17 protein-coding genes are annotated in these 22,708 nt (G+C 42.5%); 10 read left to right on the forward strand and 7 right to left on the reverse strand.

The window, feature by feature from the left end:
- A partial coding sequence (locus IPL83_06495) for an efflux RND transporter permease subunit (protein ID MBK9038791.1) occupies positions 1-404 on the forward strand: 404 nt, incomplete at its 5' end.
- Positions 405-423: 19 nt separating this feature from the next.
- Here the strand turns inward: IPL83_06495 and IPL83_06500 are convergent.
- Entirely contained in the window at positions 424-1,434 is a 1,011-nt protein-coding gene (locus tag IPL83_06500; protein MBK9038792.1) for a hypothetical protein, read from the reverse strand.
- Between the two features lie 451 nt (positions 1,435-1,885).
- On the opposite strand from IPL83_06500, the gene IPL83_06505 reads away from it, so the two are divergent.
- Positions 1,886-2,263 (forward strand): hypothetical protein, encoded by a 378-nt coding sequence (locus IPL83_06505; GenBank protein MBK9038793.1) that lies wholly within the window; start codon positions 1,886-1,888, stop codon positions 2,261-2,263.
- Complete coding sequence (locus tag IPL83_06510; GenBank protein ID MBK9038794.1) at positions 2,232-2,879, forward strand: ankyrin repeat domain-containing protein; 648 nt, start codon at positions 2,232-2,234, stop codon at positions 2,877-2,879. Before IPL83_06505 ends, IPL83_06510 begins: the two co-directional genes overlap by 32 nt.
- Before the next feature lie 110 nt (positions 2,880-2,989).
- Here IPL83_06510 and IPL83_06515 read toward each other — a convergent pair whose 3' ends face one another.
- Positions 2,990-4,219, reverse strand: coding sequence for a hypothetical protein (locus tag IPL83_06515; GenBank protein ID MBK9038795.1), 1,230 nt, complete (start codon positions 4,217-4,219; stop codon positions 2,990-2,992).
- Positions 4,220-4,399: 180 nt separating this feature from the next.
- On the opposite strand from IPL83_06515, the gene selD reads away from it, so the two are divergent.
- The 4 genes from selD (at position 4,400) to IPL83_06535 (ending at position 10,729) form a co-directional block, all read left to right on the forward strand.
- Positions 4,400-5,458, forward strand: a complete 1,059-nt coding sequence (selD, locus tag IPL83_06520; GenBank protein MBK9038796.1) for a selenide, water dikinase SelD — start codon at positions 4,400-4,402, stop codon at positions 5,456-5,458.
- A 167-nt stretch (positions 5,459-5,625) separates the two neighbouring features.
- Complete coding sequence (locus IPL83_06525) at positions 5,626-6,114, forward strand: hypothetical protein (protein ID MBK9038797.1); 489 nt, start codon at positions 5,626-5,628, stop codon at positions 6,112-6,114.
- Positions 6,115-6,159: 45 nt separating this feature from the next.
- Positions 6,160-10,284, forward strand: a complete 4,125-nt coding sequence (locus IPL83_06530) for a hypothetical protein (protein MBK9038798.1) — start codon at positions 6,160-6,162, stop codon at positions 10,282-10,284.
- 112 nt (positions 10,285-10,396) lie between these two features.
- Positions 10,397-10,729, forward strand: a complete 333-nt coding sequence (locus tag IPL83_06535; protein ID MBK9038799.1) for a hypothetical protein — start codon at positions 10,397-10,399, stop codon at positions 10,727-10,729.
- A 45-nt stretch (positions 10,730-10,774) separates the two neighbouring features.
- Here IPL83_06535 and IPL83_06540 read toward each other — a convergent pair whose 3' ends face one another.
- Together IPL83_06540 and IPL83_06545 are read right to left on the reverse strand one after the other, a co-directional pair.
- The gene (locus IPL83_06540) at positions 10,775-11,515 is read right to left on the reverse strand and encodes a VTT domain-containing protein (GenBank protein MBK9038800.1); all 741 of its coding nucleotides are present in this window, start codon (positions 11,513-11,515) and stop codon (positions 10,775-10,777) included.
- On the reverse strand, positions 11,502-12,563 hold the full coding sequence (locus IPL83_06545; GenBank protein ID MBK9038801.1) for a cupin-like domain-containing protein: 1,062 nt from the start codon (positions 12,561-12,563) through the stop codon (positions 11,502-11,504). The genes IPL83_06540 and IPL83_06545 overlap by 14 nt, the downstream gene beginning before the upstream one ends.
- A gap of 109 nt (positions 12,564-12,672) precedes the next feature.
- Between IPL83_06545 and IPL83_06550 the strand changes: the two genes are divergently transcribed.
- Both IPL83_06550 and IPL83_06555 read left to right on the forward strand, forming a co-directional pair.
- On the forward strand, positions 12,673-14,271 hold the full coding sequence (locus IPL83_06550) for a B12-binding domain-containing radical SAM protein (protein MBK9038802.1): 1,599 nt from the start codon (positions 12,673-12,675) through the stop codon (positions 14,269-14,271).
- Between the two features lie 48 nt (positions 14,272-14,319).
- Positions 14,320-17,097 carry a hypothetical protein gene (locus tag IPL83_06555; protein ID MBK9038803.1) on the forward strand — a complete coding sequence of 926 codons (2,778 nt, stop codon included), beginning with the start codon at positions 14,320-14,322 and terminating at the stop codon, positions 17,095-17,097.
- 26 nt (positions 17,098-17,123) lie between these two features.
- Here IPL83_06555 and IPL83_06560 read toward each other — a convergent pair whose 3' ends face one another.
- On the reverse strand, positions 17,124-18,644 hold the full coding sequence (locus IPL83_06560; GenBank protein ID MBK9038804.1) for an alpha/beta hydrolase: 1,521 nt from the start codon (positions 18,642-18,644) through the stop codon (positions 17,124-17,126).
- Between the two features lie 191 nt (positions 18,645-18,835).
- On the opposite strand from IPL83_06560, the gene IPL83_06565 reads away from it, so the two are divergent.
- A complete protein-coding gene (locus IPL83_06565; GenBank protein ID MBK9038805.1) occupies positions 18,836-19,381 on the forward strand; it encodes a metal-dependent hydrolase in 546 nt (181 codons plus the stop codon).
- Between the two features lie 66 nt (positions 19,382-19,447).
- Here the strand turns inward: IPL83_06565 and IPL83_06570 are convergent, their stop codons facing one another.
- Positions 19,448-20,449, reverse strand: a complete 1,002-nt coding sequence (locus tag IPL83_06570) for a hypothetical protein (GenBank protein MBK9038806.1) — start codon at positions 20,447-20,449, stop codon at positions 19,448-19,450.
- Complete coding sequence (locus IPL83_06575; GenBank protein MBK9038807.1) at positions 20,446-22,701, reverse strand: hypothetical protein; 2,256 nt, start codon at positions 22,699-22,701, stop codon at positions 20,446-20,448. Before IPL83_06575 ends, IPL83_06570 begins: the two co-directional genes overlap by 4 nt.
- Positions 22,702-22,708: the final 7 nt, after the last annotated feature.

Below are 22,708 nucleotides of genomic sequence, written 5' to 3' on the forward strand. Positions count from 1 at the left end.
TTATGAAATCAAGCTTAGATCTGTTTTCAATGATCGGCTGTATCATGTTAATGGGTTTAGCGACGAAAAACTCAGTTATTTCGGTTGATTACATCAATCAAAGGCTTCAGGACGGATTGGATTTGACTGATGCAATCGTGAAAGCGGGAACAACCCGACTAAGGCCAATTGTCATGACATCTCTCGCTCTTATCACGGGTATGATGCCAATCGCCATTGGGTTGAATGAGGCCTCCAGCCAGAGGAGATCTTTAGGGATTGCAGTTGTGGGAGGAGTATTTATTTCTACTCTTTTGACTCTAATCGTAATTCCTGCCGTCTTTAGTTATATTGAGCTTGGTCGTCGGTGGATGATTAATAGGGTCGGTTCGAAAATTGTTAACGCAGATGTTGAGACGAAGTGATTTTTTTCGTTGCTCTCATTTATTCACCAAGATCAACACCAAGTCCAAGCCAAGCGCGAAGCAAACGTCGATAGTAGTCGCTTTCATATTCTGCTGGTTCAGTTGAAAGGCCTGAGTTTTGCGAGCCTGCGAGACGCAATGAATCCAAGCCATTGCCCTGTTGAATGAGGTAATCCATTGTTTGAGTGTATAACTCATCCGGGTCATCTATTGCAGCCAAGACAGAAGTTCTAACCGCACTGACTATTGTGACTTCATTTGGATCAAGATCTCTAAAATGTCGATAGGTTAACATGGCAGCATCACCCAATAGATGCGCAATCTTTGCCCTGTTGCCGGATTGAATCAAGTCGCGAATGACTAAGAGATTAAATTGGAGTGCGCCCCTGAGTGAAAGGATTCGATCCGTTGCGTGTTGTTCTCGCAGAGTGTAGGTCGCTTGAACGACATCAGCTTGTCTTTCTAAACTTTGGTGCTCTGGGCTGATGCTTCCATTTTTCCGGGCTAAGGCAAAAGTTGCCCGCCTTATCCGACTAGATATCGGTTCAAGAAAAGGTGCCAGCAAATTAGCTGTCAGAAGAGAAATTTGACCGAAAACGGCCACGGTGAAAGCTGGAAAAAAATCGATGCCCTTATCGTTAACCAGTGCCAAAGTCCCTGCAGTTAAGGCGGAAGTTCCTGCTATACCAGCAACGAGATAAAAATAGCGCTTGCCTCCTGAAAAATTCAATTTCTCAAATGAAGTTTCGATTGCCTTCGTAAGAGTTCTCTCTAAACATTCGTCTCCTTCATGACACTCTTTCAAAATGCGATCACGAATTGAATTCCGTGCAAACAATTGAATGTACCAAGATTTCAAAACGGGCTGCTGGTCCAGCTGTCGTCTTATTTCAAGTTCAAAAAAATTTGATGCCCTGCCATTGAGAGAGCTAGCGCAAGAAGTCTCTTTACCAAAAGACGAAGATCCAGAAAGAAAAATAGCCGTGAGACAAAATCTGAGAATTGAATTTCTTAACAAGCTGGTGGCCACCGTAAAATGCCTCTAAAAAATTTAGGTTGTCGGGTCTGTTTAAATTTGATTGCGATCAAAGTCAAAATTGAAAAGCTAGTTTGAAAATAGACCAAAAAGAAGAAGGACCGAGAAAGGCAAACTTTGGCCCTGATTTTAAATCAAAACTTAATTAGGATAAAACCGCTTTGGTAGGCGTGATATCATACAAAGAAAGTCCACTAAAATAAGAAGTCTCAGCTGATTTTTATGAAGTCAAAGTCTGCTAAAGTATACCTCAAAAAATTTTCTCACCAAATATTCTGATAACAGAGGCAATCATGTAAGGCCCGATAAAGATTTGATACAATTGTCAAAAAATGCAGATGTTTCTGGAGTGTTGGCGCCTCAAGGCAGGGGCCCGAGTAAATGAAGTTGATGCTGTGACTGGACGAACTGCGCTTCATATTGCGGTTGAAAAAACTGTCTTCCGTTGGTAGGAATCCTTCTCAGGAACAAGGCCCGGAGTGACATTCAAGAAATTTCAAAAAACTATACTCCTCTGATGTTGGCGACCGAACTGAACTTGCAGAGGGCCATTCTAGCCATGATGTCAACAGAGACGAGAGGATTGGATAAAGTGGATCATCTCGGTCGCAATCTTATCAACATCGCACTAGACAGCGAAAAGGATCTTGTCGCCGTCTTTTTTCCGAAAAGGGTAAGCCTTCAGCAAGCATTTATCTGGGCTCTTGAGGAGAAACACACTGAACAAATATCCTGGTTCCTCAAGCGAGGTTGTTCTGCGAACACAGTTATGTCCAATGGATTTTCTCCTGATGCGAGCAATTTTGGAGAAAAATCAGGTTGATGTTATTTATTATTTGAGGAATGGGGCCAATCCTAATCTGATCGGTGGTGGAGGAGACCTGGTTTCGACCCATGGAAAGACTCCCCTCATGGTTGCGATTGAGACTGCGGGTGCTGAGGATATCGTATTGGAAATATTGGAGTCAGATCGGACAGATCTGGAAGTGGCCGATCCCCACGGGGAGACAGCCATTTTTAAAGCTTTGAGGACTTTTAACCTGTCGGCCGTGAGAGTTATGAAAAAGAGGGGTGTTAATACAAAAGTAGTCTCGCGCGAGGGGATCTCCTTGTTTCATGCCTCTGTTCAAAGTGGAAAAACGCAAATGGCGCAGTTTATTTGGGAGCTTGGTGGATACAATGTGAATCAACCAGATAAAAAGGGATGGAGCCCCCTCATGTATGCAGCGAAAGAGGGGTTTCTGCCCATGGTAGAGCTATTGCTGACCTATGGAGCGGATCCAGGATATAGATCTCCTCATTTAGGTATAACGGCCGCAGATTTGGCTATCGGAATTCGTCGCAAAGGTCCGAAGGAGCTATCAGTTGAAAAACAGATTGAATTTGATCGGGTTATTAGTATCTTATCAAATGCCATTTCTTCTTCTTCCTCATTTTGATCAGACCTCTTTTAAAAAGGAACCAAAGCCTAGGCATTCTATTTGGGGTCATCCTTAGTTCTCGTCACTTTTAGATTTGTGAGATCCAATTGATTAAGTTCAGTGAGTGCCTATCCGCTAAATTTCCCATCCTGGAGCATTTTACCCTCGATGGCAAATTGGAGATTAAGATTTTCGCTCCATTGCGCTTGAACCCATTCCATCCCTTTTTGGATGTCATCTCCGCCCATTGTGCTAAATGAAATTCGAGCATTTGATAGAATTTCCGATTGGATTCGGGTGGACTGGAGAATTTCCTTGGCTCTGTCTGGATCAAATGGGTAGCAAGAGGACTTTTCTCTGTAATTCTCGGGAAAACTTGGGCAACCTGGTCGGCCGAGAGCAGAGAACAGCCGCTTTAGACCGTCGTAATCAAGTGCCAAAGTCAGGGCACGTCGAAGGTTTGGTTGATCCTTCAGGTCTGGGCCAAAGCCCAAGTAATCAAATCTTGAAAGTGGCAGTTGAAAGAAATCAGATCGTTGGCGATATTTCGACAGCAAAGAAGTGGGTACACGACGAAGAAAATTTAAAAATCCGGTCTCGTAGAGGCGTAGAGCCGTTGTATCGTCATTGACGAAGAGAATTTCTACTTCTGGACGGGCGTCGGGATTTGGGTAGTACGGATTGGGACTCAAGCGAATTGAGCCTGAGGACTTCCAGCTGGTAATTTGGTAGGGGCCGTTGACGATCAGTCGGTTGGCCTGTTGAAGAGGTGGGAATTGCTCCGAAAAAAGAGGGGCTGTCGAAGGGGATGCAAGGCGGTATTCAAATTCAAAATCGGGCTCTGAAAACTCAAACTGCAATGTGAGATCGTCCAGAGCCCTAACTCCCAAATCCTGAGGTTTCAGGTGGCCTGAAAGAATTTCTCGCGCGTTTCTAAGGCTCAACAGCAACTCCGTTTGGGTCGTTTTCAATTCGGGATTCATCAAACGCCGAAAGGCGTGTAAATATTGGTGGGCCGTGACCGGGCTTCCATCGCTCCACTTCATATCAGGTCGCAGAAAGCAGGTGAGACGAAGATCTCCCTGTCGTTCACAATGAGAGGCTCCATCAGGAGTCAAGCCTCCGTTCTTTTTATAGCGAAATAAGGCTCTATAGAGGTTGTGAAAAAGATAGTTTCCCGATGCACCCGAGATTTGGGCTGGATCTAAGCTGATGGGTTCTCCCAATAAATGAAATCGAAAAACGGCCTGCCTATTTGATTCCGCTTTCTTGGGAAAAAAAGCGAAAGAGACCAGCAAAACCAAGCCCAAACCAATTAAAAATTGAATCCATTTTGATGGAAGGAGAGTCGAAAGCATGAACATCTATAACATTGAATACTGATCTGTGGTCTATAATAAAATATTCACGGAAAGGAATCCTCCTGGAACCTCGAATCCAATCGTTGTAGCCTGTGCCGGTTGGATCACGAGAGGTTTTCGAATGCAGCAGTTCTGTCATTTTCTGCTGTTATTTTTAATGAGGTTTTGAGAAATAACATGGAATCATCAAAAACTGGAATTCGTCTTACCCAATCGGTTAAAAAAGGTGGCTGCGCCGCTAAGTTACCTGCTGGGGAATTGAAGCGCATCCTATCCCATCTGAAAATTCGCAGGCCGAGCGAGTTGATCCTTGGAATGGAACACATGGATGATGCCTCTCTTTGGGATCTTGGAGATGGGCGGCTGATGATTAATACCTTAGATTTTTTCACGCCAATTGTGGACGATCCGGCGGATTTTGGTCGAATCGCCGCGGCCAACGCCTTGAGTGACGTTTATGCGATGGGAGGAGCTCCGGCTCTCGCTTTGACAATACTTGCTTTTCCTATGTCTCAGCTCCCGATCGAACTTCTGGAGCCCATGATGAATGGAGCCTTAGAGAAGATCGAAGAGGCAGGAGCGGGCTTGGGTGGCGGGCACAGCATTGATGACGAGACTCTTAAACTGGGCTTTTCAGTGACTGGATTTGTCGATAAATCAAGAGCCTGGACGAACTCTGGTGCGAAGCCTGGTGACGTTCTTATTCTGACAAAGGGGCTGGGCACAGGGGCGATCATTTCGGCCCATAAAGATAACAAGGCAGATGTTTCATGGGTCAATTCAGCGATCGAATCTATGACAAAGCTTAATTCGTTACCGATAATGCTTTCAGACATTGATATTCATGCGGCGACTGACGTAACTGGTTTCGGTCTTTTTGGTCATGCCCTAGAAATGGCACTAGGGAGTCAGGTTCGGATTGAACTGCAAAGTTCCAAGTTCCCTGTTTTGCCTGGGGCTTTAGAGTGCTTGCGTGCCGGTGTTCGAAATCGAGCCCATCGGACGAATAGGGAATATGTAGATCGTTTTCTTCAAACTGCTGAAGGCTTGCCAGAAGAGCGCCTTCTGCTCGGGTTTGATGCCCAAACATCTGGGGGCTTATTGCTCGCCATATCAGAAAATGATCTAGCTCTCGTACTTGATAGAGTCAGGGGCAAGTTCTTTCAATCCCAGTACATTGGGCGCGTGACAGAAATCGATGGAAATACCCAATCGACACTTATCGTTACCGCCTAAACAGCTGCGAGAAGATGTGCTTCTTACACGGTTTTGCAATTATTATATTTTCTGAAAACATGTTGTAAATTCAAACCAGACCTTTCTTAAGGGAAAGGCCAGCATCGTGCTATATGGCTCCTCATTGTAGAAAAATTAATGGCCAAGGCCTTTAAGAGGAGTAACATATGAACATTCGTATTCCTGCGTTTCTTGTTTTATGTCTTGCATTATTTGCGGCCGAAGCTCGAATTCCACAAAATCTCAGGATCGTTCCTGGCTCAGAGCTAGTTGTCAACCAAACCATAGAGGCAGCTCATGACTTAGCCGAGATTCATCGGATTTCCTTTCAGGCTGCTCTGCTTGTCCATTTTGTGAGTGATTTGCAGACAATGGGATCCGATCGCAGGCTGGAAGCAGGGAAGGAGCTAATCGAAAAACTGATAGTGGGATTGGAATCAATGAGAGGGAATGAGGGTGCAGAGTATGTTGAGGACTTAGAGAAGTATTCTGTTGATCATGAAATCTATTATGATGAGGCCATAGTTGCCTTTTTAGTTGACGGAATACCCGGAGATGTTCAAAGCGGAGACTTTTTTGCAGCTCTGGTCCGCCAATTTGTTGCTGATGCCAAATCCTTGATTGAACAGCAAGATAAAGAAAAATTACAAGATTAAAATTTAGAGTAATTAGAATTAGTCTAGACAAAATAGAGTAATTATTTGAAATCACGTTTTGTTCTTTCCTTAAGTCTTCTTGCGTTTTTAACTGGCTTTGGCTTTATTGGATTTTCTCATGCTGATTGGGGCCCCCCAGTCGAAGACTCAATTCAGTTCTATCGAGGAATTGCCAAAAAGGGCAGAGCTCCATATTCTAACAACAACAGCCACAGGGCATTGAGATATTGGTCATCACTTACGTACAATTGGAGGAATCCGCTGGTCCGTCAGTTTTTAGAGAGCAATCTCGAAGTTCTGACTAAAATAAATGAATGTGGATACTGTGATCTAACTCTGGCGGCCTATCTCGGAGGAGATCTCAAAATTCGTGAGAAATCAATCTTCCTCGAGAAGAAAATATACGAAAATGTTAAAGGAACCGAAGATAAAAAAAGGAATTTCTTTCGTGAGAGGATTCACAATTACCTTTACCAATTGGTTCAGCAGCAACAAAATTCGATGCTTCCATATCAGCTTCCTTATGAGGTGATCGGGGACTATTGGCGCGATTTGCATTTTCCTTTTGGGTGGTACGTCGAGGTGTTAGAGGGCAATCTTAACTTTTATCAATCATCAAAAAATATTGAAGAGGCTGTTTCCGGTATTTTTTCATCCTTGCTGGGTGGCAATGAGGCATACAAGCAATGGTGGAAATCGGAGCGCCGTCGAAGAGTAACTGAAACCTTAGCCGCATTGGACAGTTTTGTGAGAGATTCTCCTGTCGCAAATAGCCAGGAAGAGGCAGATCTAAAATTGAATGATCTTCAAAATAAATGGAATCAAACGCGTTTCCTAATGGTTCAGATAGTAGACGAATTGCCTGCGGAACTTCTCTACTCCGGGTATGTGAAGTTGTCCCTGACTCGTGAGTTACACGATCAAATCTCCACCGACATTCTCTATTTTATATCAGCTACAAAAAATCAAAGTATTCTATTGCAAACGAAGAATCTAATTTCTGCCCGCATAGAGGGGAGCGACTCGGTCTACGAAAGAAAAATACGGGAGATAATCGATAGCGGAAATCACCATTACGGTCGCCGTGAGTGGATGTATGACATGTTTGATGACCATGGCTTGGGGGGCGTTCACCGATACCGGAATCCGATCAATGACTTTTACAAAAGACTGCAGGCGCGCAGCACGGATTTTAAAACTCCAGAGGGTAGGAAGAATGTCTTCGTAGACCAGATGATCGATATTTTTTTGAGATTTCGTTTTGAAGGAAATTTGGAATCGAATCGACTATTGGCTCTAGCTGATATCCTGGGAGTTTCCTTTGAGGATCTAGAGATTTTTTTCGATCTTTCCCTCCTTGATCCAAAGGGTCGACTTCAAGGCTTCGCTGGGCCTTTGCTCCAATACTTTAAAAGAGATAAGTTTTTGGAGGATCGTCTCGGACAATTAGAGAGTCAAAGAAAGGAGAAAGCCAAGGAATTTCTAGGTGGAATCCCAACGGACCTCATGCATGAAAAATTCCAGCCAATCCAATCTTATCTCTATAATGTCTATTTGCATTTCAAAGACCCTGAGATTCAAAGTGCCTTCAAAAACAAATGGGAGGCTTTGCGTACGAAAGAAATGTTTCGGCAATTTTGGAAATGGTACACGTTAATGATCGCAGGATCTCAGAATTCTGAATTGAAGCGAATGCTTCTTAAAGAAATTGAAAGTGAACTTGTTGAGACTGAGGGAAGTCAATGGGGTGGTTCTGAAACCTTACCGAAAGACAAAGCTTCTAGGCTAACCGAAGAAATGGATGGATTTCTTAATTACGAATATGGCCTTGTCGAGAATACTGAGAGTGTTAATGAAGTAGATAAGATCGCGCACCTTTTGTCTCAGCTCTCAGTCATGAAGAGAAAGGAAGTTCAGGATGAATTAGTGATGAGAGCAAACCAACAGTCGAGTAATCAGGGACGAATGACAAAAATAAGTTTCTTACGTAGGATTTTAAAATATCTGATGACCGAGGATGAGTATAAGTCTCACTTTTCGAACGATAATCAGAGTGATGAGGATGTCCGAAGGGTCAATTGGTATCAGGAAATTATTGGAAATATTGGCTTCATTGAAACTCTCTTTCAGGAACGATCTGATTCAAATGGCAACCCAAATCAGTTCGAAAATTTGCCAGAGCAGTTTCAAAATATTGAAGCTGAGGTATTTGCTGAACCTGTTCAGAAACTTGTGCTGGAAAAAATGGAAAGATGGACACTCTCGAAGGAGGAAGTTCTGTCTGGATACATCTGGTATCTAACATTGCGTAGCGACAAGGAGGAACTGGTTAACTCTGCTACCAAATTGTTTCGTTTAAGGGTTTTGGGAGATGACTTAGAATTTAACCGCATCTGGGGGCGAGAGGGTGACTCATCTGCTAAACGCTTTGAAATTCTATTTAACCAGCTTATGTCCTCTCGTTTCGGAAAGAAGTGGAATTTAGCGGACGAGGACTTTTTTGTTAATTTTGTTACGAGTCTTCGTTTAGAATATGAATTAATTGGTCCGCATCTCGAGCATGGGTATAGCTCATCTTTGGATCCCCTTTTGAGGAATATTTCGGGCCGAATAATTCATGAAGCAAAGGGGCCAATTTACCTTGAGGGCCTTCCGGATTTGCGAGACCGAAAAAAATTTCTATACGTAAATGGTGGTTATATCGAATTAGCTAACAATTCGACCAATGAAGAGGATCTTAAATCATTTCATTATAATCTCTTTTATGGAAAAGCTACTATCTTAAATGCCGGTGGCCCCGGAGGAACCGTTGTTGCGATCAGTAATGGCCAACAGGATAGAGATGAGACTGGTCTCATTAAGTTTAGTCCAGGCCTGGAGTTAGAAAAACCGTTTTTGGCCGCCACTACAGAAAATCTCAAAATCACTTTAGGAGATATCCAACGCTCGAATCCCTTATGGTTCACAGCTGTTTTTGGTGATCATGGAGGCCCTCAGTCTCTTTCTTTGTGGAATGGAGACTACCTGACAGCTCCCGCGCTCCAAAAAATGTACCGGGAATTTTCTGATCATACTTTGATCAGATCGATTTTTCTTCAGTGTTATGCCGGGACCTTGATTGTTTCGAACGAAAGAAAGCCACCTCCATTTATTTTGGGTCTGCCTAAATTTTTAGATTACCATTATGCTGAGAATCGCTGTGCTTATGCAAATAGCCACCACGATGAGTTGGGAGCGTATTACTCGGAAGGATCTAAGTGGGATGTAAGTAGTTGGAGCAAACTTTTTAAGCTGAAGCCTCAGTTGACTTTGAAAGCCCTTAAGGAATTTATTTTGACAGAGAGTCGAGTTCAGTCGACGCCAGTTTTATCTAGTGATTATTTAATTTATGATGTTGTTCAAACCTTTTGTCAAGAGGCTGAGCTCTTCTCGGAGTTGTCTCGCGATAATGGCGCTGATTTGAGCTCATGGCCAGATGAGGGAAAGAGACAGCTTCGTTTTCTTACATTTCATAAATTGGACCCAACTATCCGAATTTCTGCTCGCGAGGGACTTTGTCAAAGTAAGCTGGAAGTGGAAAGACGTCAGATAGTGGTCGAATATGAAAAAATGTTTAACCTTATCTATCAGGATTTGATGATCCTCGATAATCAGTGGAGACGGGAGATTATCAAGGAGAAATATGAAAATATTTATAATCAAATGATTGAGGGCAATAGACAGCGTACAGAGATTATCGCCAAATATGCCAATGACGGAAACGATTTTGAGGTAATGAACGAAGAAGATCGGCAGAAAGTTCGTGATATCCAAAATCGATATCATTTTCCCTACCAACACCTATTGTTGTCTCTGGACCACAAAAAGGAGTTTGATCTGGTTCTTAACCAAAAGGCGATTGACCATTTCGCAGCAAATCGGGGCAAGTATAGCCCCTTCATTTCCGATGATTTCCTAAAAGTCGATCATTGGCGTCGTGTTATTGACGAAGTTATGTCAAACGCAAGGGGGGCCATGCGTTCAAAACAAATCAGTCGAAAGGATATTGAGAGGCGTATTTATCGGGAGAGAGTTGAAAACCTACGGGTGTTATTTCCCTATCCAGAATTTCGTTTTGTAAAGGAACGATTTGAGAGGTTGCTTGACTGTGAGAATTCTGTTCTTAATTAATCTTTTATATCTAATTTGTTTGCGATTGCGATTGCGATTGCGATTGACTTTGCTTTTGACTCTATTTTTGCTTGGGTGCAGCGGGCAATCAAGCCGTCACCGGGGGACTGTGATGCCGTGGTCTCCCAGTCCTTCTTTTGATTGCGGCATCTATTTATTAAATGGGAAATTGAGAACCAGTGCGAATGGTTTGCATGTATTGGTCATGCGAGAAAAATCGCCTTCAGCCTTTGACGTCGTTCTATTGGGCGGAGAAATGAAAGATGTTTTGGACAGAGAGGGCGCTCACGTGGGGGCTAAGGTCTATTTTCCACAGCCAGTTAGGGATAGTCGAAATTCAGTTGCCTATCTTCAGGGATTCATACAGGGCGACTCTCAACAACAAAATCCGATTGTTCTTTCTCAGGAACCTTGCGGTCAAAGAAGTAAATTAAAAAATAAATAACACACAATAACTGACGAGGTTCCTCTGATACAAAGTAAATGATTCTTAATCACTTTGCTCAATTTTTCCTTTTTCAGGTACTAAGGGGATTTTCCATTTTTTTAATATCATTGCGAGAAAGAGAATTAGAAATAGAAAAAAAACTCCGAGGATACTGCCAAATTCATGAAGACTAAAACCATGAAGTCTTTTAAGTGAGACTCCAATTTGGATCAGTAGGACTATATCGAAGAAAACTCCAAGGGAGGTCGAGGCAAAGAAATGCAGAAGTGGGAGACGAGTATAGCCAAGAGTGATGTTGAGCACCCCGAATGGAATAAAAGGGCTGAGTCTTAAAAGAACCAAATAGAGGAACTTGCGTGCACCTAGCTGGGGGTTAAAGCCAATTAATTTTGATTGACGACCAATTCTGGGAAACGCACGAGACACAAAATTGAAAGCATAGCGTCCTGTTGTGTAACCGAGAGCAGCGCTGAAAAGTGTTATCGCAGAGATTGAAAAGACAGCAGACCAGAATCCCAATAGATAACCGCTGGCGATGTTGATTGGAGTGCAAAAGGGGAGGCTAAAATAGGAACAAATGAGGTGTGCAGTCATTAAGAAGGCAATTGTATAGGCAGGATTTGATCCGGTTAGCTGTGTGAGTGCTTCCAATTGAGAAACAATTTGCTGTTTGGTCTCATCGGAACTCAAAAGCGAAAAACGCCTTCCAATAAAATAGACTGCCAGGCTCAGTAAGAGAGCCAGACAGACAAATTCGGTCGATTTTCTTTTAGTGACTACCAAGCTCGCTTCGTGCCTTCTCTCGATTTTTTAGTTTGTCCATTACGGCCTTGAGAGTGCCATTTGCCTCTGCCCAAATGAGGTTGGTGTCTATCTTTCCATATTTGGATACCTTCCATACGGAAGGGCTCTGTGCGAGGATTCGGAGGGTGGTAAAAAGCCGAGAGGATTTGAGCGCCGCAGATAGAGAGGACCATCGAAATGCAAGACTAATTGTATCATCAAGACTTTCTATGTAATGCCAAAAGTGAGGAGGAACATAAAGGACGTCGCCTGGATTCAACACGACCTCATAGCGATTGACCTTTTTTAGCAACGGATATCGATCAAAATCTGGGGACCTGAAATCCACCTCAGTTTTAAAATAAGCTGTCTTTGTCACTTGTGGGTAAACAAGAGCTGAGTCTTCCATGGACATGAGAGTCCACTTTTTGCGCCCAGAAACCTGAACGTACAGGTTGCACGGTTGGTCAGAATGGAGATGAGTGAAAGAGTTTTTTCCACCTATAAATAAATAGTGGGCTTTTCCAAATGCCGGAGGTGTTACAAAGCTTTCAAGCCAGGAGAAATCAACATCGCTTTTTAGAGCTGGGTAGTTATTAACGATTGGACTAAATCTAAGATATTTATTCCCACTACTGCGAATGTCCTTAATCAATTCGCCAATGGTCATTATATCAAACTTCTTGTTGACTCCGTGTCCCGTGAGGCCTTCCACTTCCACCATAAGGGCATCGGTATTGGAATATTCCTTTTCAAAGAAATCCAAACTCCATTTTTTGCAACAAGGCCAGTTTTTCGCGGCTTCCTTAAACACAACAGGCTGAGATTTGTCGTAGTATCGCGTCAAAAATTCTCTTTTACCCAGATTGTCGATACGCGCGATGGGCAAAACCTTTCCTTCCGGAGCATCCTTCAGTTTTGAATGCAATTCTTCGTAAAAAGCTCTACGCCATGACAAAAATGATTCAGGGCCCGCTGCCAATTGTTGTCCGATAAGCATGCTTGAGAAGTTCACTTTTTGTAGGAATGACAGATCCGAATGTGACATACCAGCTCCTTGTGATCAGAGTTGCAAACCAAAAATGATTGTCGAAAACATAAAAAGCTTAGCTGACGGGTATTGCCTTTGCAAGTTCCTCGCAATATCCTGACACCTTGTGACTGTTTTATTTTTTAATCCACAGCAAGAAATGGGCGGTATTCAATGCCTTTCGGCTTTCCTAAGAAAGCATGGGCATGTAACGCAGCTATTTAATGACCCTAGATTATTTGATAATCCGTGGATACAATTCAAGAGATTCAGTCGGCTCTTTGAGAAATTCAGTATCAGTGAGGGCCTTGTAGAAATTGAAAGGAAAAAGCCTGATCTGATTGCTTTCTCCGCTGTCTCCGATGATTATGAATGGGCTCTGAATTGGTCGAAGCATATAAAATCCGTCTTCGATATCCCCATCGTCTTTGGTAACTGCCATCCAACATTTTTTCCGGAAAAAGTATTAGCGAATTCTTCTGTTGATTTTATTATCCGTGGAGAAGGTGAGCTGACCTTGTTGGAATTGGTCAATGCGCTTGAGTCAGGCGACATTGGTTTTGGCACAATCTTAGGTCTCGGATATAGAGCAAACGGCATTTGCAAAGTGAATCCTATGCGTCCCCTCATTGAGGACTTGGATATACTTCCCTTTCCCGACAAGGATTTATATTACCAGACGATGCCGTATTTAAATCATGGCTATACGACAATGACGGGCAGGGGTTGTCCATATAGATGTACCTTTTGTGATAATAACTCCTCCATTTTGATGTATCGAAAAAATGGAATAAAGCAAAAATGGACTCGTCGCCATAGTCCTGAGCGGGTTGTTGACGAAATTCTTTGGGCTCAAAAACGTTATGATATTAAACATGTCCGATTCAACGACGAGGATTTTAGTTATAACAAGGAGTGGATTCGGCAGTTCTGTGCGCTATATAGAGAAAGAGTGGGGATTCCCTATTTTGCCTGGGTTTACCCAAATACCATCGATACGGAAATCGCTGAAATTTTGGCTGAAAGTGGTTGTGATTCGGTTGAAATGGGAATTCAGTCAGGTTCCGAGCATCTTCGTGTCGATATAATGCATCGTAAAACGAGTGATGCTCAGATATTGAAGGCAATGGAAGCCTTGCGGAATGCAGGAATTCGTGTCACCGTTGATATTATCATTGGACTCCCCTCAGAAACCAAGAACGATTTAGATCGTACAGTGGATTTGGTGCGGAAGGCTCGTCCCTGGCACGTCTATGTCTTTTGGCTTCGTTACTATCCTTCTACTGAGATACTTGACTTGGCAAAAAAGCGGAAACTTCTGTCGCCCGAGCAAATCGAATTTATAGAGACGAATCAATCTTCGCGGGGTCATATTTCTGGTGGCACGGAGCTTGAGAAAAGCAGACTCTCAAGAAGTTATCATGCATTCATCGTTCTTATGCCTCTCATGCCAGATTGGCTAGTTGGTTTCTTCCGCCGATATGATCTCATACGATTTTTTCCGAGCTTCTTAAATCCATTTTTTTTGGTCAATATTACAAAGTCCATCAAGCGGGACAAATACAATGAATTTCGAATTCGGGGGGGGCATATGTTGCTTTGGGAGGTGCCTCGTTTGTTTTTGCGTTTAGTTTGTAAGCGGCCATGGACCTCTTGGAGGAGCTCCGTCGGTCCGATTTTGAAACATGAAGAAGCATGGATTTCAAAAACACATGAATCTTCTTGAGGAAGTCGAGAGGAATAGAGCTCTATCAAAACGATAGCGTGGGAAAAGATGTCAATTAGCCTCGGACGGCTCATAATTACCCTTTTAGCTGCTGTGTTGATCGTTGGCTTGCAATTGGCTTCGCTTCCCATCCTCAGCATTGTCTTTGGTGATATCGACAATCGGGAAAGTTACATTCTATTTGTTCTTTATCTCGGTATGACTGCAGGCCTAATCCCAAACAAATTAACCAATCTTCAGATTTATGTGTTCTCATTTTTTGCTTTCGGATTTGCCATTCTTGGTTGGAATTTGGACTCCATCCTGGGTTTGGCCCTTAAGAATTCACCCTTGAGCTTGGGACTTCTCGCATTTTTCGCGATGGCTCTATTTTGGGCAGGCACCCTCTTGCAAAGGGCGACTTACGGAGTTGGTCTTTTTAAAAATCAATATCGTTACGTAAATATAGCTAACCTCTTGGTATTGGTCGCCTGGGTTGGCTTTTTTCCCGTGCTCGGTTACGACTATTCGCTGATTTTACTTTCTGCACTTATCACACTTCTCGTGTTGGCCAGAAAGTGCTTTCTTAAGGGACAAATCGATGATGGAGGAAGGAAAGTTTCAACAAAAGATTTTGGGGTATTTCAAAACATTGAAACACTGGCTGGAGGGATTGTCTCAGGTTTATATGTTTCCATTTTTTTCGACATTCTTCATATTTTTATGTATCCACTGAAAATCAAGTTTGCCATCTATCTTTTCTGCGCTTTCCTCTTTTTAGGACTTTCCATAAGAACTCAGAAGATTCTAGAGAAATTAAAAATTAGATCCGTCGCCTCAGCCGTTCTCGTCGCTGAATTTCTGTTCATCATGGTCCTGGAATTTCTATTTGGGGGGGTCGGAAATCGTTTCTTTTTCGACCCATTGGCCTTTTCGAGAGAGCTACCTTTGGCATTCAATAACTATCAGTTATTGATCTCTTCCAGCGTGGTATTTTTGATGCTGCCTTACATCATTTTTGCGGCGATCATTCCTCTCCAAGAGAGAAAAAATAGGGGGCTTAATAATCTTTTCTTCTGTACCCTTGGGAACACTCTTGGATTTTTATTTTTTCTTGCGTGTTTAGGTAACCTAACGATTCATAGCAAGTTGGTTATGACGACCATCTTCACTTTCGTGATTTGCTGCTTTCAAAAGAATATTTGGGTCCGCGGTGCCGCCTTAGTTCTAGTCTTGATGATATCATTCCAACCATTCTTGGGGTGGCTCGACCACAGGGTGGTTAGCCAGGGGCTGCGATTTTTTGATATCGATCTTAAGGAGTCAGATTCTAAAAAGGAATTAGCGCTCAGATCAGACGGAGTCTTTAGTTTCGATAGGCACAAGGGACACCAATTGTTAAATTTTAGGATATTTTCTCGTAAGGACCACGAGGTTGGATATATCGCTAGTTATTTCAGGTCAACACGAATGAGACTCGGACTAGGTGGATATAACATTGCTCTCTTCAAATTCCATGACGTCATACGTTCTCTTGTAGCTGAGGAGATGGTTGGAACTAGCACAAAGAATATCCTAGTACTTGGAATTGGAAATCATTTAACCTTGACCCGTTTGGAGAATCTTTTTAAGCGAACCTCAAGGCCGGATATATTGGTTGACGTTGTCGACAGTTTTTCATTGTTCGAGGATATCAGTTTCCTTAATACAGTTGGTAAAGAAGGTGGGTTTTCTTGGCCCAATAGTCAATTTAATGCGATCAATACGGATGCGCTTAACTATCTCTCAACGGTTAAACCGGGAAGCTATGACGTTGTAATTTGGAATTTGACATGGCCTAGTTTTGGAACGAGCGGGAAAATATTTACCAGACAGATGAGTGAATTAGTCGCAAAAGCTCTTCGCCCACATGGCAAATATGTCACAGATGCTTTGGGCAATAAAACCTTCGATTGTAATTTACGATTTGGATTTGCGCATACAATTCAATATCCCATATCCACGTGTTGGCCTTTTTCTTTCCAAGTTAACACTCAGGATCCTGACGACCCAGAAATTGAGAGCGGAATTCTTGCAAATTTCGAAAAGGAAAATGAATGCAAAGATGTTGCCTCACTTAGGCTCGCCAATTCTCAAATCAAACCAAGCCTTGAAAAATTTGGTTTTTCGGTTGACCGAACCTGTGAACCACAAATAGATGTGAACTGGACATCCATCTCAAAGCTGAAGCAGAGTACTCGATTGAGCTTGGCCATGAAAGGGATTGGTCACCCGATTATTTTTTCCCTCCCGTTTACAAATGATAGGGAAGCTTTGGGTACAAGGTTGAGAAATTCTACCGAGCTTTTTTTTGAGATAACTCAAATAAAAGGGTTTTTCCCGATCTATCTTAGTTCAGGAACTGACTATTTCTCTTTGCGGCAGCTTTTTTCGATCATGCTCAGTTCGGAAAGGGGTATATTCTATTTACCTCGTATAGAAAAGTGGACTTCAGATTTGGACTTATTTGCCAACCTGTCCCTCGATGAACTTCAGCCTCTTTACTCTATCGAGCAGCCCGGTGAGGAAGATTCAAAAATACCAGTTCGTAGATATCATGCGTCTGGAGAGACGTTGTCTTCGGATATTCCGGAGAGTAAGCTCAAGAAGAATAGCTGCGATTTTTTTAATCAATACAAAAGGCAATTTGGCATTCCGCCAAATGAGGTGGATTTTCTCAACTACATTGCTTTGCTAAAGGAAGTTCAAAGATTTCTATCTCCGACTGAGGTCAGTCGAACGGAAGGTTTTGTCTTGCGCTACAGTCCGCATTTGAATGAGATGTGTTCTGGTGCTCGTAAACTGTAGGTTTACTTAAACTTCTCAAGGTTAAATTACGTCGTGTAAAATGGATAAAAGACTGCAGCAATCCAGGCAAGTGCGAGAGACACAAAGACTGCAGAGCTGGTTATTGAGTTTGCCTTTCTCTCCAACCTCGCTGCGAAAAATTCAATGATGACAAGGCATGAGAAGAATTGCAGAAGATCTCCCAAAGGAGGTCTGTTGATGTCACGTGGAGGCTGAAGCAGGAACCAAACTGCCAGCAGGAATATCCAAATACCTAGACGAAGTAGGTACGACTGTAAAATCGTTCTACTGATGGTGAGTCGTCGCGTGACGAAGCACAGGGGGTAAAAGGAAAAACTAAATGACCCCCAACGTAGTATCCTAGTTTCTGAAAGAGAGGCGTGAAATAAATAGTGATCAACGTAGGGAGCTGCAAACAAAGCGAGTGGCAAAAATGCCAAAATTCCAATTGAAATCGCCTTTAAGAAGTAATTAGGATTTTTCATTTTAAGTTCTGTTTTCGAGACAACTGAAATAATGGAAATAGAACACAATCCTAGGAAGATGAGGTAGATCAAATATAAACTTTCGCTCGTATTGTGTAATTTTAAAAACGTGATCGATTCAACTCCAAATCGAATGATTAAAGCGGAGACCGCAGAGGCAAAGAAAAGGATTATAAAGGCTGATACTCTCATGCGATATTTAATTGGTTGGCCTTCTCCAAGCTTAGGAATTAGGCCATAAGTCATAAAAATCAATATCAAAAGAGTGAGCATTGCGGTCACTGGAACAGACAAGTGGAATGCAGTCGATTTTTCTGAATTTTCAAATGCTCCTTTCCAATTTCTGTTGATCCAATTTAACACTATTTCAACCACTTCCGAATTGATGATCATGTCAAAATGCGAGATGTTTAATTGAATCTGCTCTCCAAAGTTAGACGAGGGTTGTTTTGTCCTGGCGTGCAATGTCAGTAATTTTGGTCCCCGGTAGATGGTCCCAGCTACATTTCCATCCAAATTAATCAAACCTTTGTCTATATTGGAAAGCTGGGGAGAATTCATGAGAGAGTGACCTATCCTTCCGCCTCCAAAGGAATGGCCAATGAATACAATTTTCTTATTGGAAAGATTCTCTCGATCAATCAAGGCCTGGACAACGGAAATTCCGATGTCAATGTCGCTCCTGTTCTTGTGACAAATGGGCAATTCTAATCCGGGAATATTACATCGGAAAATCATTGAAAAATGGGACTTTCCATGCCCAGGGAAATCAAAGGTATAAGTTCTAATTCCGTTGATGGCCAAGACTCGAGCAAGTGGCGCCATCAATTGGGCGCTACATCGTTTGCCATGAAGGAGAACTGCCACCATATTTGGATTTTCATTATTCTCATTCCGAAAGATTGATACGGTTGACCGATCAGAATTTTTCAATTGTATTTGCTCGATCGTCACCGGGAAGAGGCTCTTAGAAAAGTAAAGCTCAAGGCTGACGAAAGTCACAGCGAGAAAAATCCAACTCACCCAATAGATCCGAGATATTTTGGAAAAAAATGAAATCACATTGAAAGGCCTCAAGTAACATCGAAAAGTGGCTGTTTACATCATTGAATTTTGAAATCCTATTGACACAATTGCAATCTATTCCATATCTTAGAATAAAATGAGATCATCAGGGATGGCTTTTGTTGGCTATTCGATGGCTTTGAAGCCCTGAGATTTTCGTTTCCTAACTCTTGAACTGGATAGTTCAAATGGCAACCGTTTTCACCCATTCTTTTGTTGGCTATACCCTATCTCAGTTGGCTCCAGAGTCAGTCAGAAAAAATAGGAAATTTATCTTTTGGATGTGCTTTCTCCCTATAATTCCTGATTTTGACTACCTAGGTTGGGTTTTACATGTTCCTTACGGTGGCGTATGGGGTCACCGTGGTCTGACGCACTCAATTTTATTTTCATTTGCTCTTAGTGCCCTAGCCTTGGCTAAGATGGGAAAACCCTACCAGATCAACATAGCATGTTTTCTAGGTATTTCTGCTGTTTCGCACGGAGTACTTGATGCTATGACAAACGGAGGCTTGGGAGTCGCATTTTTTTCTCCTTACTCCTTAGCCCGCTATTTTTTTTCTTGGAGGCCCATTGAGGTTTCGCCAATAGGAATCCGCTTTTTCTCCTGGCGTGGATTGGTCGTGATCATAAATGAAATGCAGTGGATTTGGACTCCGTGTCTTATTCTTCTTCTTGCGAGATCGGCAATCACCCGCCAGCTTTTATCCTTTGAAAAAGGGAGAATCAAATAGTCCCCAACTTTAGAAGCTTGGCTTGAGCTGAGTTTTCAATACATCCCAAATTTTTAAGTTTAATCCTCATTTTCCAGAGGGACAGATTTCATATAGTTGGCAAACCAATGGGCTTGCCAAAGGCCCCTCCTTATCGAGCGATTTGAAGTAGTCTGAAAAATATTCCATTACATATTTGTCCTTTATAGGTCTGGACTCCCTGCTGAAATGCTTTTCATTTGCTTCAGTCTTAGCTGCTCCGAGCTTAGCGCTTGGAAAGGTCTGGTCCATTATTGCAGGGAATGTGTGAGTGCCGCCAAAGACAAACATTCTCTCCGGATTTCCAATATAAATAACGGAAGATCGATTATTGATAAAGGACAAGTTCTTTTCATACCACTCTTTCGGGGTTCCCACAAACCGATAGAATGGGTCAATAGCTAGCCATCCTCCCGTTCTGTTTTTGGCAATAGTCACGACATGGTGAGTCCAAGGTCTACCGAAGCTTGGATCGGCTGCAATTTTTCCCACATGAAATAGTTTAAGGACCACGTTTCTGTTCTGGCCCCGCTTTCTCAATTGAAAATAGACATAATCGGCGCGACCATAGCAAAATCCATGTCTTCTCATCTTGATTGTGGAATCAATCGGATCATACTTATCTAGCATTTTTATTCCCACAACCGAATGATTGTAGGCAATTTCCATAATTTCAAGAGCCGTATCTTTGGATATCCCTCCACGAATTTCCTTTCCGACTCTATCGAGAATCTCTAAAGCCAAATTGTTGCGAAGTGCGAGAGTATCTCTGTCAATTGTTGAAAATGGTGATCCTCTGGGTTCCGACCTTAGGGAATCGTCAATATTTTCTGAATAGGAAATTAGGTCGATCAAATTATCTTCAATGTACAATCGAGGAATTTTAAATCGGTGGACTTGTGTCTTTTTATTTCGTAAAATTTCAAGCTCCATCTCAGCATTGAACTTTTCCACAGTGCTGGCAAATGATTGTCCCTTAAGTCCAAGGACTCCGATTGAAATCACACTAACCACTATCGAATTAAAACGACTTACAAGTGAATTTTTCATATCGATGATCTTTCTGGATCGAGTGCTTGGAGGGACTTGGCGTTTTCAAGAGGAACGATGATTTGAAAACCCGGCCATCGCGTCTCTTGCCATGGAGACGTAAAAAACCGAGCTTCTGCACCCAGTCTAATTTCGGTCAGAGATTTGGGACATGGAACTGCAATTGCCTTGGAAAATGGAGCTAGTACCGTTGAATTGAGGAGTTTCCAACCCTGTCTTCGGTTGAATCCTATAGCTTCGGCTAATAGTATTTTTGAGATTCGTTCTCGACACTTAAACTCAACAAATGGAGCAATCCAGGCCGAAGTTCGTTGTGGATCAATCCAAAATGAAGGTTGAGACAAGGCCTCACCAAGAATCGAAACAGTCAAAACTTCAGAATTTTCAAGTGAAGGACTTAACTTCAATAGAAATCCTGCGTGGCAATATGAAACATCTGAACCAGGTTGGCCATCGCAGGAGGAGGTCTTTGCCAGTAGTACATTTGGTTCAACACGCACGATTAGGTCGGCCACGCTGAAGGCATTTTTCAACTGATTTTCCAGTGGAGACTTTGAATACGGGTATCCTGTGTTGTGAAATCGAATAGGAGCCGAATTTGGTATTCTCTCACTCACGAGAATGACCTGCAGGTTTCCAAATCTCGCGAATCTTTCCAATTCCAAATTTCCGTCTTCGATATCTTTCAGAAATACTCTTTCGAGACGGGACTCTTTGAATTCCTTAATCGCATCGAGTCTATCAAGAATACTTTTCGAATTTGAACGGTCTTTACGTGGAATCAAAAAAATGGCGCTCTTAAATTTCTTATCTGGGGTCTTGTAGGTGCACTCTTTTTCGTTCAGAAGTTGCCACGAGATGAAGCTATAAATGTTAATGGAGAAAATTTTTTCCGTCATTTGCTCGGGGGTCCAGCAGGTTTGGTCATGGACGTATTGAAGAGCCGCTCGAAGGTTAAAAAATGATGGCGCGTAGGCACGTCGCTTTTCAACATATCTCGGTACATACAAATATGTCAGTATTCCGGTCAAGAAGAGCGAGGAAAAAATTGGCAATCCCCACTTAAGTGCTTGAACTCGATTCGCCGAAAAGTGGCTCTTTAGAAAAGATCCGATCCAAATAGAGGTTGCTATTTGGAGCGCAAGCATAAAGACAATGCCGTAGCGAAATTTTGAAAAAAGGCCAATTGAAAGGAAAATGGGTGCTGCCACACTTGCTGAAAGGGCAAGTGTCACCAATAGGATTGCGTTAACCCGGGATTGATCTCTTTGAATTTTGACCGAATGAATTTGATTTTTCCATATCCATTTGAAGGGGTGGAACAGAAGAAGGGAGATTGGTACAAAGATCCACACGTTCAATCCCAGTTCAAAAATGCCCGAGGTTACTCCATGAATATTGAGATGAGAAGTCCAAGATTCGATAATTTCATTAACCTGAAAGTTGATCCAGTTTGTTTTTCGACCTTCGCTAGCTGTCGCGTGATATCTATCTCTCAAGTAATAAAGTCGAAAAACGATATAAGGAAGGAACCAAATTAGGCCAAGCAAAAAGACCGTATAGAAATTTCGATTTGAGATCTCTTTGAGGCCAAAGCGTCGGGCCGACAGGTGTAGAAACAATAACAGGCCAACAAGAATTAAGCCGGTTAAATGTAGCTGAACAGTCAGGACAGAGAAAGTAAATGCAAATATTAGACTCCATAGAGATCCTGAGAAGGCAAAGGTCTCGATTATGGCGCAAAGAGCTGCCAAAACAAATAGAATGGAAAAGCTGGGATTCCAAAAATAACTGAGGACGATAAAATTAAAAGGAGAACCAAAGTAATTCAAGAGCCACAGAATACCAACGGTTGAACCAAACCGACGATTGAGAAAAAGCCAAACCGTAGCTCCCCCGAGGGAACCCATGGCGAGCATTCCATACCAACAAGATATCAAATCTCGATTTATCGACAAAAAGCCTGAAAGGAGTAAATAGTAGAGATTTCCGGGGAGGAATCCCCCTCCAGTTAGTTCGGGGCCATGCCATATCAAATGTTTATCCAGTAGTTGGAATGAACGTTCAAGATCGCGTTCCTGGTAGATATAAAGAGTGGCAAAATCTTTGGTAAGGTAAAATAGAAAAGTGCCACCGGCAAACAGACATAGAAAAATGAGAAATTGGCGCGTCCGCCCAGAAAAAGTCGACTTCATTTGAGTGTGTGCCCAAAGTTCCACCAGTTTTGTCGATGGCTTTTTGGTAGTCATCATAAATGCG

The organism is Bdellovibrionales bacterium, assembly GCA_016716765.1.
Classification (GTDB): Bacteria; Bdellovibrionota; Bdellovibrionia; order Bdellovibrionales; family UBA1609; genus JADJVA01.